Source organism: Myroides marinus (assembly GCF_900109075.1).
Lineage (GTDB): Bacteria > Bacteroidota > Bacteroidia > Flavobacteriales > Flavobacteriaceae > Flavobacterium > Flavobacterium marinum_A.
In genome coordinates, this window is sequence record NZ_FNYS01000027.1 from 1 (window position 1) to 20,796 (window position 20,796).

The window sequence follows — 20,796 nt, forward strand, 5'->3', positions numbered from 1 at the left end:
ACCATTACAACCCTTTTAAATTCAATAAATAAAGCACATAACATCAAATCCGTAATTCTATCTAAAAGTAAGACAAAAATAAACTTACACCAATAGTGCAACCTGTAACATCAATGATACAGCATCATAAAAAAGAGGATTATTTATAAAAAACACAACACCAACAACACTTAATATTGTTAATTTTACATAATAAGTAAATACAACTCATTACATTATGTGTATTTTTAAACATATAAATAAAAAAATCAAAAAAATCAAAACAATCAAAACATAACGCAACAAAAAACAAATATCATCATATATAATTCAATTTAAAATTTTGTCTTTCTGGGAAAGGGGACGAAGAACGGAGTGCCTTCGTCAGGGAACAGGGAACAGGGGTGTCTTCGGCATTGTGTACATCCTGTGTGTCGATTGTACGTGACATTGATTGTGGATGTTGTGTGCGTGATACGGTTGATAAACCGTTTCTACATTAACATGCAGTAGATACAGAATATTGATAATTAAAGACAACTACTCATCTAAATAAACACAAATTCTATAATCTCAGATTCAGAGACAGATCAATTTACTCTCTGTATTCGGCCAATGTATATTGTTAATTCTTAGTATATTTGATAAAAAAGAAAGCTATATATGGCAATAGATATTGCAATAAAACAAAAAGGTCTTTTCAAAAAGAAAATTACCTTAGACATGATCAAATCTCTTCTAAGAGATCAGATGGTTTTAGGAGAAAGAGATAGCAACTCTGCATATGTCTTCTACGAATTAAAAAGCGAAGACATTGATAATGTAAACATTGTCGTACAGAATCCTAATCACTATGGTAGAGGTTTTATCATTTACACAAAGGGAAAAGAATTATGCACTTCTTTAAACGTACCGACTACAAATCAAGATGTAAATGATTTCTTTGACTTTGTACAAAAGGCGTGTACGCATTTTAAAGTAGACTCTTTTACCATGTATGAAGAAAGACAAATAAAAGTAAATGACTTAGAATCACAAAGACAAGAAACAGCTGCATGGAATATAGATTATCTAAGTAATCAGGTAAAAGAATTACATGAGAATGGACTTCTTTTTATTGTCTTTGGTGTCAATAATCCGATATACATTCCTGCTAGCATACTAGAACAATGGAGTAAAGAAACTCCAGAGAATCTAGAAGCTATTTTCTCTTCTTATCTTCACCTTAAACAAAGTGAAGATCTGTATTATATGAAACCTACTTTCTATCAAAAAAATCAGGATATACTAGGGGCTTATACCTTGACAGAAACAGTAGATAGTATTGTTGCTAAACAGGCATTTGTACCTCCAATTACATCGGGTTTACCAGACGGAATAGAACCTAATATATGGAACCTAGGTATTGTTCGTTTTCCTGATAATGCTGAACCTACTATAGATTACATACCATATAATACGTTTTTAGAGAAAATAAAGGACTTGAACTTAGAAGAGTATGATCAGAAGCACTGGATACTTAGAAATCCTTCTAAGAACTTTTTAGAGCGTTTACTTGAATAGTATTACCATATAAAAACATTAGTCTTAACTTTATAATTAGGAACTAATGTTTTTATACATTTCGGTAAAAGATATTCTTAATAAGGTAAGTTAATACTCAAACTTATTTTTCTTAAAGGAACTCACTATAATCGTGATATCCATACACATTTACCTCTGGGTAATCACTTATAAATTGTTTAATACGCTTAAGTGATTCTAATCGAAGTGTATTATCATCAGCTCTAGCAGTAGTAAGTTCATGTACAGGATGAAGCGCATTACTCAGCTCTTCTCTGATGTAATAGGCATCACCAATATAAAACCACCATTGTGCGTCTGCGTAATAAATCACTCCACAATGACCTAAAGTATGCCCAAAAAGAGGTGTTAGGTAAATTTCCACACCTTCTATAGCTACTTTTCTAACCTCTAATCCATTCCATATAGAAGTACTTGGCTGATACTGTATCAGCGTAGGATCATGTGAGATCAATGTCCTAATATATCTAGGATTATCAGACAAATAGTTTTGATACTCTTCTTGGCTTAAATGTACTCTTGCCTTAGGAAAGTCAGTAAGTCCTGAGATGTGATCGCAGTCAAGATGAGTGACCACTATATCAGTAACACAATTAGGATCGAGTCCTTTGTTTTTGAACTGATTTATAGCTGCTAAATTAGGATCAAGTTTTAACCCTATGGCTTGTATTAAACTAGGTGTAAATCGAGAAGTCTCTATAGTATTGTCCTGTAGGCCTATACCTGCATCTAGTAGAATAAGTTTATCTTTTAGTTGTAAAACAGTACAGTTCCCAATAGCTCTATCCCCTGTAGGAGCTAATATCTCCACACAGTTTAAATGGTGTATTTTATGCATAATATTCTTTAATTATATCGTCTGACAAAATACAGGCTCCTTTAACTTAAAAAATAGAACTATAACGCCAAAATCACTCGACACCAATAATTCTAAAGGGAATCTGAATATCTATAGTTGGGGTATCTAAATAACTAGACTGTTTAACAAATTGCTTAGGGCTTTGCCCCACAAAGAGTTTAAACTCTCTACCGAAGTGTGATTGATCAGCATATCCTAGGTCATAGGCTAACTGGGTAAGCGAAATATTACTTACACATTTTAGGCTGTGAAGTGCCTTTTGAAATCGAACAATACGACTATAAGTACTCGCATCTACTCCTATTTGCTCTTTAAAATGACGTTGAAAACTACGTCTAGACATTCCTATTTCACCCGCTAATAGATTAGTATTTAGTAAGAATGGAGCTTTTTGAATCTGATGCAAAGCATACTCTAGTTTCGCAGTATCAGGTGCTAAACCTAATTTAGTCAAGAAATATTGTTCTAACACTACTATAGCCTCTTGAAGGTTTTCGCTTTGAAACAATCTTCTACAAATAGATTCTGGCAAAAGGTCTTCTAAGCTAGCTATAGTATTGGTTAATTCTGTTGTATTTACCCCAAAAATTCGCTTAAATGCCATTGGGTGAAAATCCACTCCTAGTACAGTCGTGTCAGTTGAAAAGTGGTTCAAACAAGGAGAATCTGTCTTTTGACCATAGATAAATGCCAAAGGCAGTTTACGATAATCTGTACTATTAAAGAGTTGGGATTGATTCTGAAAGAGTTGAATCACTATCCCTGTACTACCTGAAGCTAATATGCGATAGTAAGAATTATCTGCTGTATTAGCACAGTATACCTTACCAGCCCAAAAACGACTGATAACACTCTTTAACTCTACTCTAGGGGAGAAATACTCTACTTGCATAATTACTTACTCTTCAGATCTATTTGACTTTCTATAAATCAAATAAGCACCTGCTATAATACCTAATAAGGCAACAAACACAAACATTTCTTCTGGCAAATTACCATTTAATCCTCCTATTGACATTGCTAAAAATACCACAGCTATTACAATAACTATCCATCCTGCTATCTTCATATTAATTGACCATTGATTTACATTTATAAAATTAAACAAAAATAAACTTACTTAAGTATTTACTCTAAACTCCTAATCCTTATTACCCATTGCCTATTGCAATTCACATTACCTGTTAGTTCACAACATACAGAACCAACCGAAGTGGTTTTTAAGTTTATACTAACGCTTTTGAAATAATTAATCTAAATAAACATCTATTCTATTAATTTAATTACTTTATTTGAATTTATAAACAAATACTTTACAATAATGTAACACAACAAACGTTAAATAGGTATACTTTTATATGCGTATAGTACACGTGTTATAAACGCGCTATATAAGACATTAAATAAAAACACAACACTAAATTATGGATATGCTATGAACAAGATTATCCTTACTAATTACTCAAGATTAAGATTACTACTGTTCTTCTTACCTATTGTTTTGCTAATTATTATAGCTTGTGGGCTATATAGCGTGGACTGCTTATCTACCAATGGATATATAGCGGTGCAAAAAGATACTTTTTTGTTTATGAACTCCTCTGTAAGGAATTATCCCCACATATTATTTAATCTTACACAATTTGGAGATGCTATGATTTTCTTATCATTTTTAAGCATCTTTGTTATCTATGCTCCTAAGATTTGGGAATCACTAATTACAGCTTCTATCTTCTCTTTGATATTCACTGTAATAATGAAGGAGTTTTTTGCCATTCCAAGACCAGCAGCTGCACTGAGTTCTAATACTTTTAATATTATAGGCGAAAGATTAGCGGGATCCAATAGTTTTCCCTCAGGCCACTCTATTACTGTATTTACAATACTTACTGTGCTGATGTTTGCCTTTATGCCATATAAAATAAAACACAAGGTAGCCTTCTTTGTTTTTGTAACCCTTCTAGGATTACTGTTTGCCTTTACTAGAGTTGGTGTTGGTGCTCATTATCCTTTAGATGTAATTGTAGGTTGTATAATAGGCTATATCTGTGGGTTATTAGGAACCTTTGTGACTAAAAAGTATCAATTATGGAATTGGATTTATAATAAAAAATATTATCCTATTTTTATCGTTTTAATGATTATCGCTTGTATTATTGTTATTAATAGAATTAGAATAGAAAATCTATTTATCTATTATATGGCGCTAATAAGCTTGTTTATTACTTTATATAAATCATATGCTACATATCTTAAAAAGTAGTTTAAAGACTAGTCACTTCGCTCTTATAATGAGTGTTGTTAATTTTGTATTCTTTCATTTACCTTTCTTTAATTTCGTCTTTGATAACACTAAGGCTACTAGCTTAAATGGAGGATTCTTAATCATTAGTTTGATTATTCTAATGATACTGGCTAATTTCTTTGCTTTTTACCTGTTTTTATCTATTTCAAAATACTTAGGAAAAACACTCTTAATCCTATCTTTTATAATCAATGCAATAGCCCTTTACTTTGCTAATACTTATAGTGTGATTATAGATGAGAGTATGATTGGTAATGTATTTAATACAAACTTTGAAGAATCAAGTGGCTTTTTCTCTTTCAAACTTGTTTTATATGTGCTTTTACTAGGTGTACTACCGTGTATATACATTTATAGAACAACACTTATCAAAGAGTCTATAAAACGCTTTTTCTCCACTATGGGGATTGTCTTAACAGCTATGTTACTACTAGCTTTTGCCAATGCCTCTAATTGGTTATGGATAGATAAGCATTCTAAACAATTAGGAGGATTAGCCATGCCGTGGTCTTACTCGGTAAATACCTCTTTATATTACATCCACAATGCACAGAAGAATAAGAAAGAAATCTTACTTTCAGATGCTACAATAAAAAACAAACAAAAAGCAATCGTTGTATTGGTTATTGGGGAGTCTGCTAGAAGACAAAACTTCTCTTTATATGGATATGAAAAACAAACCAATCCACTGCTTTCTAAAATGGATAATCTATATCACTTTGATGCTACTTCTTGTGCTACTTATACCACGGCTGGAGTTAAATGTATTTTAGAACATCAGGAATCAAACGATTTATACGAAATCCTTCCTAACTATTTATACAGAAATGGCGTAGATGTTATCTGGAGAACAACCAATTGGGGAGAACCTCCTGTACATATAGAGAATTATAAAAATAAAGAGGCTTTAAAACAGATTACCGAAGATCAAACTGGCGATTATGACCAGGTTCTATTAGCTGGATTAAAACAAGAAATCTTAAGCAGTACCAAGGACAAGATCTTTATAGTACTACACACAAGTACTAGTCATGGTCCGCAGTACAACAAAAAGTATCCCAAGGAATTTGAGACTTTCACACCTGTTTGTAATAGTGTAGAACTAGCTAACTGTTCACAGACCGAGCTTGTCAATGCCTATGATAATACGATAGTCTATACTGATTATATCTTATCTCGTGTAATAGAAGATTTAAAGGAGCTAAAACAGTATAAAAGTACAATGCTATTTGTATCAGATCACGGGGAGTCTTTAGGAGAAAAAAACTTGTATATGCATGGCTTACCTATGAGTATAGCACCAAAAGAACAATACGAAATCCCGTTTATAGTATGGGTTTCTGATAATTCTAAAAAATTAAAACCCAATAATAACTTATCTCAACAACACGTATTTCACAGTGTGATGAACTTCTTAAGTGTAGATAGCTCTATCTATAATGAGCAGATGAATATCTTCTTAGAAAAGTAGTGGGATTATGTTTATGCTTTACAAAACAAAAAAACCAGTATTACCATAAGGTAGTACTGGTCTTTACTCATCTACTAATCTATTTTGAAAGATAATCTCTTACATATATCTATCCCACTTATCCTCTAATACTAATCCATTGCTGCAATATAAGCAGTACTTTTCTTTAACCTTTTTCATCTCACCACAATCAGGGCAGGTTAATTCAGCGGTATCTTCATTTACTCTTTGCTGAAGCTCATAACTATCATCATAACAATCTCCTCCTTTTGCACCCAGTGTTACAGTATAGATATACCCTCTCTCACTCTTAAAGTTACACTCTCCATCTGTAATGTTTTGAGCAGTAAAATTCACCTTGTCTAACCAACCATCATTAGGCCAATTAATATGCACTAAGCTACCGCTTTTTACCTCAACACTTACTTGGTATGTACTACTGCTTTTTGTAAAAGGGTTCTCATACTTTACCTCAGCACAGTACACTCCGTCTTTATAATAGTCACTCTCACCATAAATGGTAAAACCGTGTGACCCGGCACTTTCTTTACAAGCGTATAACAATAACGTCATACTTGTAAACAACAGAATCATTTGTTTCATTGTCCTATTTAAAAATACCTCAACCTAAATATTACTTGGTTTATCGCTTTTAATCCACATGCTTCAAGATTGCTTATCGGCAAACCCCACAACTATTTCCCTTTTGTGAGCAATGTTTACAATACTTGCAATTCTTACATGCTTTACAACTTGATGAACCAGTACAAGTAGCGTAGTTTACAGAACTATAATTTCCTGCAAATACTAATAAACTCATAATAGAGAAACCCATTAACAACATACTTTTTACCATAACCTCTCTTCTATAAATTAAAAAAAGTAGACTGGGGTAAACAAGAATAATGCCAAAAAAATTAACTCATCAAATAATCGCGCTAAAAGCGGTGCAAATGTATCAAAGTAAGTGTGAAGGAAAACTTAAAGTTTTGTCTTTATTTTTAGCCCAAAAAGGACTGAAAATAGGTGAAAAATATCCCTAAAAATCCCTTTTTAAATAAGTTCTAAAGCTTCTAATATGCAAGAGTATATATAATCTAAATCTTGATCTGAAATACAATAAGGGGGTACTAGATAAATAATATTACCTAAAGGACGCATAAGTACTCCTCTTTCTAAGAAAAAAGGATATAACAAATCATGCATATCACTAAAGTAAGAAGTACTCTGAAGTGTCTTCCATTCCATAGCAAAAATAGTCCCACATTGACGAGCGTCCAATACCTTAGGATGTTTAGATAATTGCTCAATAAAACCATGATGCTTGTCTTGTATTCGTTTTATACTTTCTTGTGTCTTTTCCTCTAACAATAAGTCTAAGCTTGCTAGCGCCGCTGTACATGCTAGAGGACTAGCTGTAAAGGAATGTCCGTGAAATAATGCTTTTGTTTTATCCTCTGAATAAAATGCATTGTAGATCTGCTCTGTACAAGTAGTCATACCTAAAGGTAATGTCCCACCTGTTAATCCTTTAGAAAAACACATTATATCTGGTGATTCACTTAAATGATTTGCAGCAAACATTCTACCTGTTCTTCCAAAGCCTACAAATATCTCATCTTGAATTAATAAAATTTCTCTTTCCTTACAATACTTCATCAACTCAGATAAGGGCTCTGGTTGATGCATAAGCATTCCTGCTGCTCCTTGAACTAAAGGCTCATATATAAAACAGATGGTTTCTTTGGCGTGAGTATCTATAAACAACTTTAACTCTTCTATATTATCTAAAGTAGGTGTATCTATAAATAACACTTCAAATAACATATCTCCAAAAGGATCTGTCCATATCCCTCTACCGCTAACAGACATGGCTCCAAAAGTATCACCGTGATATCCATTTTTAAAAGCTATAATTTTCTTCTTTTTACCCGCTTTATTAAAATTAGCTTGTATTGCCATCTTAAGAGCAACTTCAATAGCTGTAGAACCATTATCAGAATAAAAAGACTTGGTCTGATTCTCTGGTAATAACTCTAAAAGACGCTCGGATAACTCTATAGCAGGCTGGTGGGTAAATCCTGCAAAAATTACTTGCTCTAGATTTAGTAACTGATCACTTAGTTTCTTAGCTATATAGGGATGAGCATGCCCATGTAGGGTCACCCACCATGAGGACACAGTATCTATATACCTCTTATCATTGGCGTCGTATATATAACTACCTTGCGCCCTAACAATAGGAATAATATCTCGAGCCGTTTTCATTTGAGTATAAGGATGCCAATTCACATTATAATCTCTAGCTATTAAATCTTGTTGTAGTGTTTTCATGTTTTTTGTTTTGTTATTTTGTTGTTTTGTTGTTTTGTAAACTGCTCAATAGCGCGGATTTGCAATCTGTGACAGCAACCATAAACAGTAAACAGTCAACCATTCTTCATTCCTCATTCCTCATTCTTAACTCTCTACTTAATCAAACATCCCTTTACTAATCTTATCAAAATCAGGCAGAGTAATAATCTGTGTTCTCTGATCAGCAAAGCCTTTAATAGCTTCTAATGAGTAAGGATTAAATTCTCCATTAAAAACTAAGTAATCTATCACAACACCCCTAGTTCTTAAGGCCTCTATAGAAAGCATTGTATGGTTAATACATCCCAAATAATTTCTAGTCACTAAAACCACAGGTAATTGAAAATGAACAATTAAATCTATCATATATGTATTAGAATTTATAGGAACAAATAGCCCGCCTGCTCCTTCTACTACCAAATTATTATTGGTATTTGGTAAAACGAAATCTTCTAACCTGATTGATACTCCTTCTTTAGCCGCTGATTCACAAGGAGAGGCTGGTATTTGAAGGGCATAACGCTCAGGATGTATGATTGCATTTTCAACTAAAGCTTTTACCTTCATACTATCTGAATGATGTAGATCCCCTGATTGTATTGGTTTCCAATAATCTGCGTTTAGTTTATGAGTGAAATAGGCAGATACAACAGTTTTACCTATTTCAGTATCTATCCCAGTTATAAAGAGTTTAATTGGATTCATAGTGTTTATTGATAATGTTAAACAATGAGATAATGTCCTTTTGGGTATTAAAAGCGTGTAAACAAATACGAATACGTTCTGTGCCTACTGCTACAGTGGGCCAGACAATAATACAAGTGTTGATATTTGCTGTTTCTAATTCGCTAACCAAGCAAACCTTGTCTTTTATGTTACTTAGAAAAATAGTTTGTATAGGTCCTGGAGTAGTTCTTATCCACACAGGAGCTAAAGAGTGATAAGTTGAGATAACAAACTGTAGTTTATCTATCACATCTGGGTAGTTAAACAAATGCTGGTAGGCTTTATCTATACTTACAGCCATTAGCTCAGTGATAGCTGTACTATAAATAAAAGAAGTAGCATAATTAATCAAGCTATTTATAACCTTATGGCTAGCCAATACTGCTGCTCCATGTACTCCCATTGCCTTGCCGTAGGTAACAAGTGTAGCAAAAACTTGGTCTTGTAATGCTAAACTATACACCCTACCTAGTCCATAAACTCCAATGGCATGAGCTTCATCTACAATCAAAAAAGCGCCATATCTTCTTGCTAAGACACAAATTTGTTCTAATGGTGCTAAGTCACCATCCATTGAATAAAGGCTCTCTATGGCTATATAAACCTCTCCTGAAGCTTTTTTTAGTAGTCGTTCTAAATCTTGTAAATTGTTGTGTTTAAATTTCCACTTTCTCGCCTTTGAAAGTAAACAGCCATCGTGTACCGATCTATGTATAAGTTCATCTACAATAACTGTATCCTTAGAAGTAGGTAAATTGCCAAAAAGTGCTAGATTAGCTTGATATCCTGATCCAAACAAAAGAGCTGCCTCTACTTTATGTAAGCTTGCAATATTTGTTTCAATATCTTCTATAAGCTCACTATTGCCACTTATTAACCTTGATCCAGTACTCCCTGTTAGAAGCTTGGGATTAGCTACTACTGTATGAAGTAGCTCTTTTTGAAATACTAAATCTCTACTAAAACCAAGATAATCATTAGAAATAAAGTCTACTGCGCAAGAACTATAATGTTTTAAGGTTCGGTAATTACCTTGAATTATTCGCTTATTTAAGCGATACTGCAATGACTCTGGCAGTTTTATCATTGCTCTTTAATTTCGTTTAAAATAGCTGATAACCATTCATCACTTAACTCCTGTTCATATCGGATTACGACCTCTGCATATTGCTGCCACTTATCAGAAAACACATTTAACTGAGCAACCATTTCTTCTAAGTGCCCTTGTTCTTCTACAATAATAGATTTAACCATCACTTTAGAATTGTGTTTCTCTAGTATCTCTTGATAAATAGGATATAACAAATCTGCTCTTAGCTCTATGGCATAAGTAACTAATAAATACGCTGCGAACTTAAGCTGCTGACCTGTTAACTGCAGTTCTTTTTTAAGGTATCTAACACAAAAGATATCTAATCGCTGTAGATATTGTCTAGTGTGATTAGCCGCTAGTAAACTATCTATGCTGTAGTCTTCTTTAAAAGCAACAGATAGTTTTTTTATCTGCTTTTTTAGATAGTACGCATGTCTATGCTCTTCTGCAGCATGTTTGAGTTGGAGAAAAGTTACTCTATAAGGATCCTCACATGATGATATTTTTCTAGCTCCTGTATTTTCCATAAATGACAGAGCATTTAGCCATTTACTATGTAACTGGTCACTCTGTACAATAGTGTTTAATAGTTGTTCCATGTTTGTGTTTATTTATGACCACAAAACTATAGGGACTCAGTAGACTAACCGGATACCACTTTAAAGATAACTGCTAGTCCGGTAGCAAATAAATAGGCTTATAAGATGATAAATGCTTTGTTTATCACATCTATAACTTTATTTGGAATCTGTAGTTTAGTACTATATAAAGAGAATAATGCTGTTGCATTATTTACTTGTTCAATAGTTTTGTCTGCTTCCTTTATAGAAAACTCCTCTGCAATAAGCATTAAATCCTCTCGAGTAATATCAGCACGTTTACCATTAACAGACATTGCTCTACTTACACGGGTATAATTTAATAAAGCATCTAACGGATAAGTTAAATCATATGCTGGAGCTAAATTCCATTTATCCTCTAGATTGTTATAAATAAAACTAAAGTTCTTTAAATGGTCATCTATATTAGCAAATACAATATTAAAAACCATACGTTTAAAAAGCATCTGTATATCCTTATGTGGTAACTTTAAAGCTAAAGCTAACTTAAACAAATTATTATAAGAAGAATTATCTGGTTTTGTAAAATCCCAACCAGTCATACCTGAAGCTGTTAAAACATGTTGTTTTTCTCCTTTTTGTCTATCAAAACGATGAGTTGCGAAATGCTTATCATCAACTAACTTACTAGGCATCATTTCAATTCCAATATTAGTAGCTATTTGATAATATACATACTCTATCTTCTGTTTTGAATAATGAGCTTTTTCATCAATATCTAACTTAATAAGATAATGATGATACTCTTCAGATACAACTCTATCTCCTGGTATCAATTCACCTGTAATTTTATGTTCTGCAACAAGTATCTTAGGGCGCGCGCCCCCTGCTGAAGTTCCTATCTTAAAAATATTCAGTAATGCAGAATCACTTAACCCTTTTTCGCTTATAGAAGTCTTTAAATCCATTACTTTCTTTACAACATCCGTTATTTCTTGAATATCTATTATAGTAACATTTCCAACCTCTTTAACTGGTATATATTCTAAGGCTCCCATTCCCCTACAACCAACATAAGTAAGTTGTTCTAATGGAGATATAGAAGACATCTCTTTATTATTAGCTTCTAACCACTCTTTAAAAACAATATTACCAAACATATCAGGTAAAGAATCAGCTATTACAGGAGGTAATCCACGAAAAGTTTCTCCTGAGTATTGATCAAATAACTGAACATTCTTAGTCTTTCTTATCAGAAAAGGAAATAGATTTTTAAATGAGGCTTCTACAAACTTTGGATTGTATTGAAAAGAGGCTTTTCTCTTATCCTCATCATACCCTAATTTACCAACTTCTATTGATTGATAATAAACACTAATAATTTGATTCTTTGCCATAGTTAATATAATGAGTCCGTTACTTCACTCTTTTGGTTAATGAACTGATATAGTCCCTGCATTTGATCATAATATTGAAGTACTTTTAATAATGTATCTAGGGTACAGTTATCCCCATTCTCTAAATTAGAGATTGTAATTCTAGACATTGCAAGTTCATCAGCCAATTCTTGTTGTGACATATTAGCCTCTTTACGCAACTGTTTACACCATCCTCCGATAGTAATTTTTACTTCTTTTATAGTTAGTACATCAAACATAATATGTATATTATATTATTCAAATATACATAAAAAAATAACAAATGAATAATATAATATACAAAAAAAGAGCTACCTCAGGAAGGTAGCTCTGGTGCTAAAATAATCAAGATGTCGCTTAAATTAAAACTTTACTGTTGCAACGACTTCTTTTTTGTTATGTCTATCAAGACAGGTATATTTTAAAAAAGGTTTACCCCTTATCTATTCTTATCTAGAGTAATATTTTATCTATACTAACGCTTTGTAGTTTAAAATATTACATTCTTAATCAATTATTTTTCAACAGGTTGCGCTACCAGTTTTGATTGAAGATAAGTTCTATAAATATATACTGATCCAAAAGAAAAACTCGCCACGACAAGAGTAGCAATAGGTAAACTCACTACCTTCTCTGCTGGGAATACATATACCAAGAAAGGAAAGGCATATACTGCTGGTATTTTCATCTGAAACAACTGAGATAATACATACATGATGATCATAAACAAAGTAGCCATAACCAGCCAATGTGCTATAAAATAATACAGTATCACCCCTATACTAATGGCTACCGTTAGAATAGCTACTTGCTTTAAGGCTATCTTTAATGAATACATCTTCATATTTAGCGATTCATATAGCACTACAGCGATAGGTGGTATCACAGCCATCTGTTGATTACCTGAATAATAAGCTATAGCAATCCACAATACACTAATCAATGCATAGGGATACATCATCTTAGTATTTACTTTTCCTTTAGAGTCAATATCTTTATTAAGCTTTAAGATGTAAACCACTAACATCAGTATAAAAGTAGTTACTAAAATAGCATAGATAAATGACCAGGCATGAGCATTAGTTACTATGGGTAGGAACCCTGTGGCTAGTGCTGGTGGCAAACTATAATTGATCACGCGCATTAGCAATAACATCAACATTAGTATAAGCACAATCTTAACCACGTAAGGTAAGGCTAACATATTAAGTCCAAAGCCCATTAATGCTGTTAAAGATGGTAGTATAAATATCATACGAGGCTGTCTAAGCCATGCTTTCTCTTGGAATACCCATAATCCTATAGCTAAGGCTGCTACCTCTGGTAGCACTATCTCTGGGTCATTAAAGAACATCGCCACTGTGACCATAGATAGGATAAATAGAAAAACTAATAGGTAGTATTTGATTGTATCTTGTGTCACTTTCATCACTTTCATCACTTTCATCTTTTATATGGCACAAAAATACTTGAACAATTCGGCTTAGAGTTTATACAATTTTGGTTTTTTGTTGTTTAGGGGTAGTAATCAGTTGCCTATTTAACGCTGCGCAATAGTCTCCTGACTTTGCGCCTCTTTCCTTAATTGTCTGAATTAGGATTAAAGGATTTTGTGGTTTTGTTCGCAAAAATTGTCATCCTGATAACAGGAAATATCTCATCTTACACGTCCATACAGTAACACTTCGTTGTAGGCATGGATTGTGGATGTTGTTTGTGTGACATGGATATAATCCATCTCTACTCTGACGTACCGTGTCTACATAATGCCGAAGGCAAAAACTGTAAACCGTCCACCGTTAACCGTTAACAAAAAACATTCCTCATTAAACTAAACTTCATCCAGTAACAACCTCTTCATCTCTGTATCTTGTATCATTGGGAGTTCCCAACGTTCTATGAACATCTCCATCATCTTACGTCCTCTAGATTCTATATTTTCCTTAGTCCATATAGGGTACTCTAAAAGGTCTAACTCTAGCTTACTTACACGATATTCATGCTTAATAGCATTCTGCACTTTGTGTTGCACCTTTTCGAAAGAGTTTGCTTCATAGCGGTTATAAGCCAAGAACATATTTCCTATTGAGTGACTATAACGATCACGATTAACCTTTTGCATGGTATTAATATCCTTATACATACTTCTCACTTCATAGTCATCTTCCTCTGGATATACTAGATACACTTTAGGTTCAGTCTGTTCTAATAGCCCACCCATATCTTCTTCTATGGTCTTTAGGAAATAATCAAGTCCTGCCCAAGTCTTGAACCTACTTCCTTTGTGAATATGGCGAATTACTTCTTTCCAACGGAAGTGTTCTACCCTACTTTCCATCAATACATTGATCAAATACTCATTGTTATGAGCACGACCACGTTGGTAGTAAAAGTTGATATCTCTAAAGGTGTCCTCTACGTTAAGTGTAGAGTTATTCCCTTGTAATAAAAAGCACATAATATTATGACGCTCCATCGCAAAGAGCAGGCGCTCTATACTGCTAAGGCGTTCTTTTAATTCTAGTTCAGACAATCCGTGATCTTCCTTAACAGGTAAATCACGCATTAATACCGCCAATACAAGGTTAAGCATATACTTGCCATATCCTCTAGGGAAATTGGTTAAACGCAGTAATGACTTCTGAATCAAAGGTGTAGTGATATAGACAAAATCATCATCTGTATCAACTGCATACGGGTTATTGATAAAATACCACAAGGCTACAGCCTTACGCATGCTCTCTAACCACTGAGTCAGCTCGCTATAGTCGGCATAGTTCACCCCTTCAGTGTGCTGCTGGTCTAATTGAAAATCAGTGGTAAACAAATGCTTCTGATAAGACTTAAAGTCTGTAGAAACCATCTTAGAACGAGAGAAATACAACAGCCAAAATGCCTTTAGGAAAGCGTCATCATCCATAGCTTGCGTAGGGTTACGCCCTAACCATTTATATACCTCTAACCAGCTCTGATTTACCTTCTTGCGACTGCGATCTATTGTACTGGCTACAGATAACTGTTTAGAAACGATGTACAACACCCTATTCTTAAGGCGTTCTAAACTTGACAATTGCTTTCCTCTAAAGTTTAGTGTTTCGAATACCATCGATACATCTAAAGGACGCTCTTTAGACTCATTTAAGTTCAATATAGAGAACAATAAGTGCTTAGTAAGCTTATCTATCCAGAAAGATAATTCGGCTTGTGTAAAGTCTTTAATTCGCTCACTAAAGAAGTCTTTAGCAAAAGACAGGTTATGTGTGTATAGCGTTTCTGTTTCTTCAGCATCGTATTCGGTATCATTAAAGATCTCCCTAATCAAATAATTATGTGAAGGTACATCTACGTGATAACCGAAGATATAACGATATCCATCTGCTTCCTTAATCTTAAAGTATTGCTCTGTAAGGCGTTGCTTAAGTGGGCTATCCTCTAGCGCCATAACTAATTCGGATAGTAAGATTAGAATAGTAGTCAGACGTTGTTGTCCATCTACGATATTAAACCCATCATAGCTATTGCCCTGAATAACTAGCTTACCTGCTCTTACCATAAACCCTTCTCGTCTGATACACTCAGTATCAAACTTGCTGAAGTCTGTCACTGTCAAAATACCTGTAAAGTGAAAGGCATTGCGGTTGTGATGGGTATTGTTTAGATCTCCCCACAACTCCTCAAGCTCTTTCTTGGTCCATGAGTACCCTCTCTGATAATCAGGGATACGAAAGACTTTATCTCTAAATACTTCTTCGAAAGTGATAATGTTCATAGTAATTGGACTTAGCTAATTAAGGGGTGCAAAAGTAGGTAATATCAAGAAGATGGACTAACAATGAGAAAGAAGTTAACATTTACAATCTTTTCACCCTCTGTATATAAACTCTAAAAATCAATTACTTATCATCCTTTTTAGTATTTTTATACAAAAATATGACTATGCTAAGAAACCTACTATTATTAACCTTATTTACTTGTTCTACAGCTTCCTTTGCTCAACAAGTTGTTTTTAAAGATAAAATACTTGAACAGAGATTAATAGACTCTTATGACCTCAACAAAGACGGTATTTTAGACGAAACTGAAGTATCAAAAATTACAATGGTTACAATAACCAATGATGATTTTGCAGAAGATCTAAACAAAATTCCCAATATAGATAAACTTATCTTTATAAATATTAATATAGATAGTTTAGATGTATCTAATTACAAAAAACTTGAACAACTATATGTGTCTTTTACTTCTATAAAGCATATAGACGCCTCTAAACTAAATAAATTAGAAAAAGTAAATCTATCTAATAACAATATAGAAACACTAAATATTGAGGGTTCTAATAATATCATTCATCTTGTAGTGGCATCTAATTACCTTAAAAAATTAGACCTTCGTAAACTAACTAGCCTAACAAACTTAAACGCGAACAACAATAACCTAGAGAAGGTATATATTGACAACTGTACTAAACTACAAGAAGTGAGTCTTGGAGTCAATAGAATAAGCAACCCTATCAATTGGAGTAACTTTCCTGATTTACAAACATTGAATATAACAGGTTTAAAAATAAAAGAGATAGACCTAAGCAAAAACCCTAAACTTGAAAAACTATATTGTGAAGATAATAACTTAAAGAATATCGACCTTAATAATAATCCAAAGCTAGTAGATCTATACCTACAGAAAAATCAACTGTCTATTATCAATGTCTCTGTGCTAAAAAATCTCAAAGAACTGCGATTAGGCGGTAACCAAATAAGTTCTATTGATCTAAAGAACAATAAAGCTATAGCATTCCTAGAATTATCTAATAACAACTTGAAAGAAATAACACTATTTGACCATCCCAATCTAATGTCAATTGATTTAATGGGTAATAAAATCAGAGAGATTAAACTCGAGCATTTAGATAAACTGACAGATCTTTATCTTTCTAGAAATATGCTAAAAACCTTAGATGTTTCTAATCTTAAGCAATTAAAAAGTCTGCTTCTTTATGACAATCAACTACAAGAACTCATCTTAGACGACAATAATGAACTGAAGCACATATATCTATCTGGAAATCAACTAACCAAACTTGATTTTAGTAATCAAAAAGGAGATAAATCGGACTATGCAACTAGCCAAACCATTGATGTTACTAAGAATGACAATTTAAAACAGATTAATATAGCAAATACTTTTAAGACTATCCTTACTATTGATGCTAATATCAAAAATAGAGTTCAAATTGTCCAAGATAAAGATGATGAAATTCAATATCAATAATAAAACATTACTATTTAATTAGACCCTACCTATGACTACTACCAAAAAATCTTTTACGATAACTTACTACCAGTTAAGAAAAGTAATAACTATACTACTGATGGTGCTGTCTAGTGTTTGTATAGCACAAACAAATAATGAACTCTCTATCACTTCATCAGAAATAGGAAAATCTAATGGATATAGAATCAAAGCGTATGATTCTATATCAAATAGCTTAAAGGTCATAGCTTCTGGTCCTTTTAATGGAAATCCACTAAAGATAGACAACCCTTTTAAGTCTGTTCAGCTAGCGGAGTTTACTCTGCTTATCAATGATACCATAGAGTATATGCAATTCCCTTTTATAGGAGAAGCGGGTAATCTAAATATCAATAAAGAACAGCAACTTTATGATTCTAATCAGACGCCTATTAACGCTAAACTAGATGAGTTAAAACGGGATTTGCAAAAACGCTCATGGAGTATAAGAACTCTAGAAGATGATTTTCAACATTACTTTATGCACCGTTTGCATTCTGAACAAGAATTGTGGACAGAACGCAACAACATAATTCAAAAAAGAAAGGAGTTTACGGACTACTATACAGCCCTGATTAGAGAGCATTTACACACCCCTCTAGGTCCATTCTTATTAAAACAGTCCACAATGCTAAAGTTAGATTATGATTTCTCAGAAGAGGATATGCTAGAGGAATTTGAGGTAAATAAGGCTAATTATAAATTTCTAAAATCAGCGTATGGATGGCCTTGGCATTTAGATAATATATTCTACACAAGATCCATTATCCCTGACTTTACAGTGAGACAAAATGGAGATATACCTTTTGATTTCTATCCGATTATATACAAAAATGAATTGACCTTACTTGAGTTTTGGGCGAGCTGGTGTGCCCCTTGTATACAAGCGAACAAAGACATTGCTATTCTATATAACCAATACAAAGATAAAGGCTTTGCACCTGTTAGTTTTAATGTAGATCGAATGACGGATCAATCTTCACAAGAGCTTGCGAAAAGATTCAATATCACTTGGGCTAGTACATATCAAGATATGTCTGTTCCTGGTATTCTAAGTAGAGTCTTTACGGTGACAAGTGTACCTGTCAACTATTTAGTAAATAAACGAGGAATAATTGTAGCTAAAAATCTTAGAGGTGACGAGTTAAAAAACTTTGTCACAAACTACTTCACTACACTACAACAATAACACAAAAGAGCTACCTCATCAGTAGCTCTTATTTCATATTATTTTAGCATTAGCTTATACTCTCGTTTATTACGTTTTAAAATACAGTATTGATAAAATCAATTAATAACATATTGTTTTAATAAAACATAGTAAACTATAGATAGTCCTACAGATAAAAAGTTCCCTAATAAGAAATAATCGTTATAAGCACTTTCTCTTTTTCTTCCTTCTGCAGTTTTCTCATCATCGGCACGCTTTAGCCTTGTTCCTAACTTCAGTGCCCCAAACAATGTAAGTACATGAGGAAACCCATATAACAAACTAAATGAGATGAATATCCGTTCACATCCTCCTTTAAAAACAGACATTTTATCTATCTTATTCCATTTTAAGGCAGCAAATATTTTCTTCCAATCACTGTGATTTTCTGTTTTATACTTTATAGAAATAACAGTAAAAAACAGAGCAACAAGAACTTCCAACAAAACGATTATTAAAAACTTCCAAACCATCTAAAATATAGTTAAATTTATCAGTATACTTTTAATTGCGTAATAAGACGTCATTTTTAATCCACGTTCACGCTTCCAAATTTGTGACCTTGTCTTAGCAACTAAATCAGCCACTATTTTATAATCTCGCTTTTTTATAAAAAGTGAAATAAGTTCTCCATCTCGTTTAATATTCCAACCATCTATCAAATCTTGATATACGATAAAAGAATTACTTAGTAGGTTATTTAATTTCTCATTCTTTATATCAACTTCAAATCGATGACTATCATTTTTCATATTCATTAACCTACTCCTAGCCTCAGTTAGTCCTTCACCAAGCATCTCATAGGCAATTTCTGAATTTATCTCTGTATCTATACCTCCATAATGTAACACATAACGCAATTTCATATTAATAGATTTAGAAATAATATATTCCTCTATTGATATAATAATCTCTACTGCTGTATTTGCATCCTTGATGACACCTTGAAATTCATCTCCTAATGTAATGGTAAGAGGAGATAATAGACTTGATTTATATTTGTTATTAATATAATCTACACAAGATTTAAATTCTTTCATTAATATGACCTGATCTGTAGTTCTACTACCTATCACATCTGCCATTAAGATATAATGTTGCATTGTCTTATTTATTTATTATGTCAAAAATAATGAAATAAACTAATTTATTTCACTTTAAATGAAATAAACTAAATCATACTAATATAATCTTATTCTTCTTAAAGAACACTAGGTATCAGCTTATACTCTCGTTTATTGCTTTTAGGATTGATATCAACAAAATCATATTGATCAAAATCACTAAGTACCTTTTTAAGGTGAAGTGTAGCCTCTTCTATACTCCATGACTTAGGAAAATAGAATCCATCAAACTTTGCATCTTGGATATGAGCCTTAAATTCGTGTATAAACTCATCAAATCCACCATAGGTTAAAGCGACTGTACCATCCCACTTGATGTCATATAATCCATTGTCTAGCGCAGTAAATGTTATTCTGTGATTAGCAGACAAATCATGTCCTAATAGATAGATTCCAAAAGCAAAGTCACTCTCCATCATCTCATCTGATAAAGGAAGAGGATTAAGTACAAATTCTTTATTCACTAAAGAACTAAAACTAAATGATTCATCTCCATCTGAGAGTAAAATACCTCCCTCATCTGACCAATACGTAGAGGATAAGATACACTGATGGTAATTATCCCATACAATAGCAGATTGCCACTGAACCATACTTGTGTATTCATCATCATCATCATCCTGGTCATCATCATCTAAATAATCTTCTCCTTCACTTTTATAATAGCCATTTGACTTTAAATGAAGGTCAAACCACAATTTTCCTGATTCGTCTAATCTCCCTGACCATACGAACTCTTCAAGTCCATGAGGTTTTGGATAGGCACTATCTACAAATGTTATTGTTCTCATCGATATTTCTTTTTACTACAGCCCAAATCTAC

20 protein-coding genes are annotated in these 20,796 nt (G+C 33.0%); 5 read left to right on the forward strand and 15 right to left on the reverse strand.

The annotated features are described in order from the left end of the window. Positions 1-642: 642 nt before the first annotated feature. Entirely contained in the window at positions 643-1,542 is a 900-nt protein-coding gene (locus tag BMX53_RS17055) for a DUF4299 family protein (protein ID WP_074747958.1), read from the forward strand. 112 nt (positions 1,543-1,654) lie between these two features. On the opposite strand, the gene BMX53_RS17060 is transcribed toward BMX53_RS17055, so the two are convergent. From BMX53_RS17060 to BMX53_RS19155, 3 genes are all read right to left on the reverse strand, one after another. Then, positions 1,655-2,401, reverse strand: coding sequence for an MBL fold metallo-hydrolase (locus tag BMX53_RS17060; RefSeq protein ID WP_038985700.1), 747 nt, complete (start codon positions 2,399-2,401; stop codon positions 1,655-1,657). A gap of 73 nt (positions 2,402-2,474) precedes the next feature. Further along, positions 2,475-3,314: a helix-turn-helix domain-containing protein gene (locus tag BMX53_RS17065; protein WP_074747961.1), complete on the reverse strand. Its 840-nt coding sequence runs from the start codon at positions 3,312-3,314 to the stop codon at positions 2,475-2,477. Positions 3,315-3,320: 6 nt separating this feature from the next. After that, positions 3,321-3,491 (reverse strand): hypothetical protein, encoded by a 171-nt coding sequence (locus BMX53_RS19155; protein ID WP_164071956.1) that lies wholly within the window; start codon positions 3,489-3,491, stop codon positions 3,321-3,323. 366 nt (positions 3,492-3,857) lie between these two features. On the opposite strand from BMX53_RS19155, the gene BMX53_RS17070 reads away from it, so the two are divergent. Both BMX53_RS17070 and eptA read left to right on the forward strand, forming a co-directional pair. Further along, positions 3,858-4,685, forward strand: coding sequence for a phosphatase PAP2 family protein (locus BMX53_RS17070; RefSeq protein WP_038985704.1), 828 nt, complete (start codon positions 3,858-3,860; stop codon positions 4,683-4,685). Continuing rightward, the gene (gene eptA / locus BMX53_RS17075; RefSeq protein WP_074748056.1) at positions 4,672-6,198 is read left to right on the forward strand and encodes a phosphoethanolamine--lipid A transferase EptA; all 1,527 of its coding nucleotides are present in this window, start codon (positions 4,672-4,674) and stop codon (positions 6,196-6,198) included. Before BMX53_RS17070 ends, eptA begins: the two co-directional genes overlap by 14 nt. Before the next feature lie 99 nt (positions 6,199-6,297). Here eptA and BMX53_RS17080 read toward each other — a convergent pair whose 3' ends face one another. From BMX53_RS17080 to BMX53_RS17125, 9 genes are all read right to left on the reverse strand, one after another. Continuing rightward, positions 6,298-6,801 carry an acetyl-CoA carboxylase gene (locus BMX53_RS17080; protein WP_074747964.1) on the reverse strand — a complete coding sequence of 168 codons (504 nt, stop codon included), beginning with the start codon at positions 6,799-6,801 and terminating at the stop codon, positions 6,298-6,300. A 450-nt stretch (positions 6,802-7,251) separates the two neighbouring features. After that, positions 7,252-8,532 (reverse strand): adenosylmethionine--8-amino-7-oxononanoate transaminase, encoded by a 1,281-nt coding sequence (gene bioA, locus BMX53_RS17090; RefSeq protein ID WP_074747970.1) that lies wholly within the window; start codon positions 8,530-8,532, stop codon positions 7,252-7,254. A 138-nt stretch (positions 8,533-8,670) separates the two neighbouring features. Then, positions 8,671-9,258, reverse strand: a complete 588-nt coding sequence (gene bioD, locus BMX53_RS17095; RefSeq protein ID WP_074747973.1) for a dethiobiotin synthase — start codon at positions 9,256-9,258, stop codon at positions 8,671-8,673. Then, a complete protein-coding gene (locus tag BMX53_RS17100; protein WP_074747976.1) occupies positions 9,245-10,366 on the reverse strand; it encodes an aminotransferase class I/II-fold pyridoxal phosphate-dependent enzyme in 1,122 nt (373 codons plus the stop codon). Before BMX53_RS17100 ends, bioD begins: the two co-directional genes overlap by 14 nt. Continuing rightward, positions 10,363-10,971, reverse strand: a complete 609-nt coding sequence (locus BMX53_RS17105; protein WP_074747979.1) for a hypothetical protein — start codon at positions 10,969-10,971, stop codon at positions 10,363-10,365. Before BMX53_RS17105 ends, BMX53_RS17100 begins: the two co-directional genes overlap by 4 nt. A 98-nt stretch (positions 10,972-11,069) precedes the next feature. After that, positions 11,070-12,329, reverse strand: coding sequence for a type II toxin-antitoxin system HipA family toxin (locus BMX53_RS17110; protein WP_074747982.1), 1,260 nt, complete (start codon positions 12,327-12,329; stop codon positions 11,070-11,072). 2 nt (positions 12,330-12,331) lie between these two features. After that, positions 12,332-12,589 carry a helix-turn-helix transcriptional regulator gene (locus BMX53_RS17115; RefSeq protein ID WP_038985764.1) on the reverse strand — a complete coding sequence of 86 codons (258 nt, stop codon included), beginning with the start codon at positions 12,587-12,589 and terminating at the stop codon, positions 12,332-12,334. Positions 12,590-12,864: 275 nt separating this feature from the next. After that, positions 12,865-13,797, reverse strand: coding sequence for a hypothetical protein (locus tag BMX53_RS17120; RefSeq protein ID WP_074747985.1), 933 nt, complete (start codon positions 13,795-13,797; stop codon positions 12,865-12,867). 384 nt (positions 13,798-14,181) lie between these two features. Further along, positions 14,182-16,119, reverse strand: a complete 1,938-nt coding sequence (locus BMX53_RS17125) for a DUF262 domain-containing protein (RefSeq protein WP_074747988.1) — start codon at positions 16,117-16,119, stop codon at positions 14,182-14,184. 167 nt (positions 16,120-16,286) lie between these two features. Between BMX53_RS17125 and BMX53_RS17130 the strand changes: the two genes are divergently transcribed. Continuing rightward, on the forward strand, positions 16,287-17,618 hold the full coding sequence (locus tag BMX53_RS17130) for a leucine-rich repeat domain-containing protein (RefSeq protein ID WP_143061446.1): 1,332 nt from the start codon (positions 16,287-16,289) through the stop codon (positions 17,616-17,618). Positions 17,619-17,649: 31 nt separating this feature from the next. Continuing rightward, on the forward strand, positions 17,650-18,828 hold the full coding sequence (locus tag BMX53_RS17135) for a TlpA disulfide reductase family protein (RefSeq protein WP_074747994.1): 1,179 nt from the start codon (positions 17,650-17,652) through the stop codon (positions 18,826-18,828). Between the two features lie 98 nt (positions 18,829-18,926). On the opposite strand, the gene BMX53_RS17140 is transcribed toward BMX53_RS17135, so the two are convergent. The 3 genes from BMX53_RS17140 to BMX53_RS17150 all read right to left on the reverse strand — a co-directional run bounded on the left by BMX53_RS17140 (position 18,927) and on the right by BMX53_RS17150 (position 20,764). Next, positions 18,927-19,322: a hypothetical protein gene (locus tag BMX53_RS17140; protein WP_074747997.1), complete on the reverse strand. Its 396-nt coding sequence runs from the start codon at positions 19,320-19,322 to the stop codon at positions 18,927-18,929. Continuing rightward, positions 19,323-19,952, reverse strand: a complete 630-nt coding sequence (locus tag BMX53_RS17145) for a SatD family protein (RefSeq protein WP_074748000.1) — start codon at positions 19,950-19,952, stop codon at positions 19,323-19,325. Between the two features lie 98 nt (positions 19,953-20,050). After that, complete coding sequence (locus tag BMX53_RS17150) at positions 20,051-20,764, reverse strand: hypothetical protein (RefSeq protein WP_074748002.1); 714 nt, start codon at positions 20,762-20,764, stop codon at positions 20,051-20,053. Positions 20,765-20,796 lie beyond the last annotated feature (32 nt).

What these genes read in the sequence shown, in the direction of transcription:
- BMX53_RS17055 (WP_074747958.1), top strand. Translation starts at nt 643, where the DNA reads ATGGCAATAGATATTGCAATAAAACAAAAAGGTCTTTTCAAAAAGAAA.
- BMX53_RS17060 (WP_038985700.1), bottom strand. Translation starts at nt 2,401, where the DNA reads ATGCATAAAATACACCATTTAAACTGTGTGGAGATATTAGCTCCTACA.
- BMX53_RS17065 (WP_074747961.1), bottom strand. Translation starts at nt 3,314, where the DNA reads ATGCAAGTAGAGTATTTCTCCCCTAGAGTAGAGTTAAAGAGTGTTATC.
- BMX53_RS19155 (WP_164071956.1), bottom strand. Translation starts at nt 3,491, where the DNA reads ATGAAGATAGCAGGATGGATAGTTATTGTAATAGCTGTGGTATTTTTA.
- BMX53_RS17070 (WP_038985704.1), top strand. Translation starts at nt 3,858, where the DNA reads ATGAACAAGATTATCCTTACTAATTACTCAAGATTAAGATTACTACTG.
- BMX53_RS17080 (WP_074747964.1), bottom strand. Translation starts at nt 6,801, where the DNA reads ATGAAACAAATGATTCTGTTGTTTACAAGTATGACGTTATTGTTATAC.
- bioA (WP_074747970.1), bottom strand. Translation starts at nt 8,532, where the DNA reads ATGAAAACACTACAACAAGATTTAATAGCTAGAGATTATAATGTGAAT.
- bioD (WP_074747973.1), bottom strand. Translation starts at nt 9,258, where the DNA reads ATGAATCCAATTAAACTCTTTATAACTGGGATAGATACTGAAATAGGT.
- BMX53_RS17100 (WP_074747976.1), bottom strand. Translation starts at nt 10,366, where the DNA reads ATGATAAAACTGCCAGAGTCATTGCAGTATCGCTTAAATAAGCGAATA.
- BMX53_RS17105 (WP_074747979.1), bottom strand. Translation starts at nt 10,971, where the DNA reads ATGGAACAACTATTAAACACTATTGTACAGAGTGACCAGTTACATAGT.
- BMX53_RS17110 (WP_074747982.1), bottom strand. Translation starts at nt 12,329, where the DNA reads ATGGCAAAGAATCAAATTATTAGTGTTTATTATCAATCAATAGAAGTT.
- BMX53_RS17115 (WP_038985764.1), bottom strand. Translation starts at nt 12,589, where the DNA reads ATGTTTGATGTACTAACTATAAAAGAAGTAAAAATTACTATCGGAGGA.
- BMX53_RS17120 (WP_074747985.1), bottom strand. Translation starts at nt 13,797, where the DNA reads ATGAAAGTGATGAAAGTGATGAAAGTGACACAAGATACAATCAAATAC.
- BMX53_RS17125 (WP_074747988.1), bottom strand. Translation starts at nt 16,119, where the DNA reads ATGAACATTATCACTTTCGAAGAAGTATTTAGAGATAAAGTCTTTCGT.
- BMX53_RS17130 (WP_143061446.1), top strand. Translation starts at nt 16,287, where the DNA reads ATGCTAAGAAACCTACTATTATTAACCTTATTTACTTGTTCTACAGCT.
- BMX53_RS17135 (WP_074747994.1), top strand. Translation starts at nt 17,650, where the DNA reads ATGACTACTACCAAAAAATCTTTTACGATAACTTACTACCAGTTAAGA.
- BMX53_RS17140 (WP_074747997.1), bottom strand. Translation starts at nt 19,322, where the DNA reads ATGGTTTGGAAGTTTTTAATAATCGTTTTGTTGGAAGTTCTTGTTGCT.
- BMX53_RS17145 (WP_074748000.1), bottom strand. Translation starts at nt 19,952, where the DNA reads ATGCAACATTATATCTTAATGGCAGATGTGATAGGTAGTAGAACTACA.
- BMX53_RS17150 (WP_074748002.1), bottom strand. Translation starts at nt 20,764, where the DNA reads ATGAGAACAATAACATTTGTAGATAGTGCCTATCCAAAACCTCATGGA.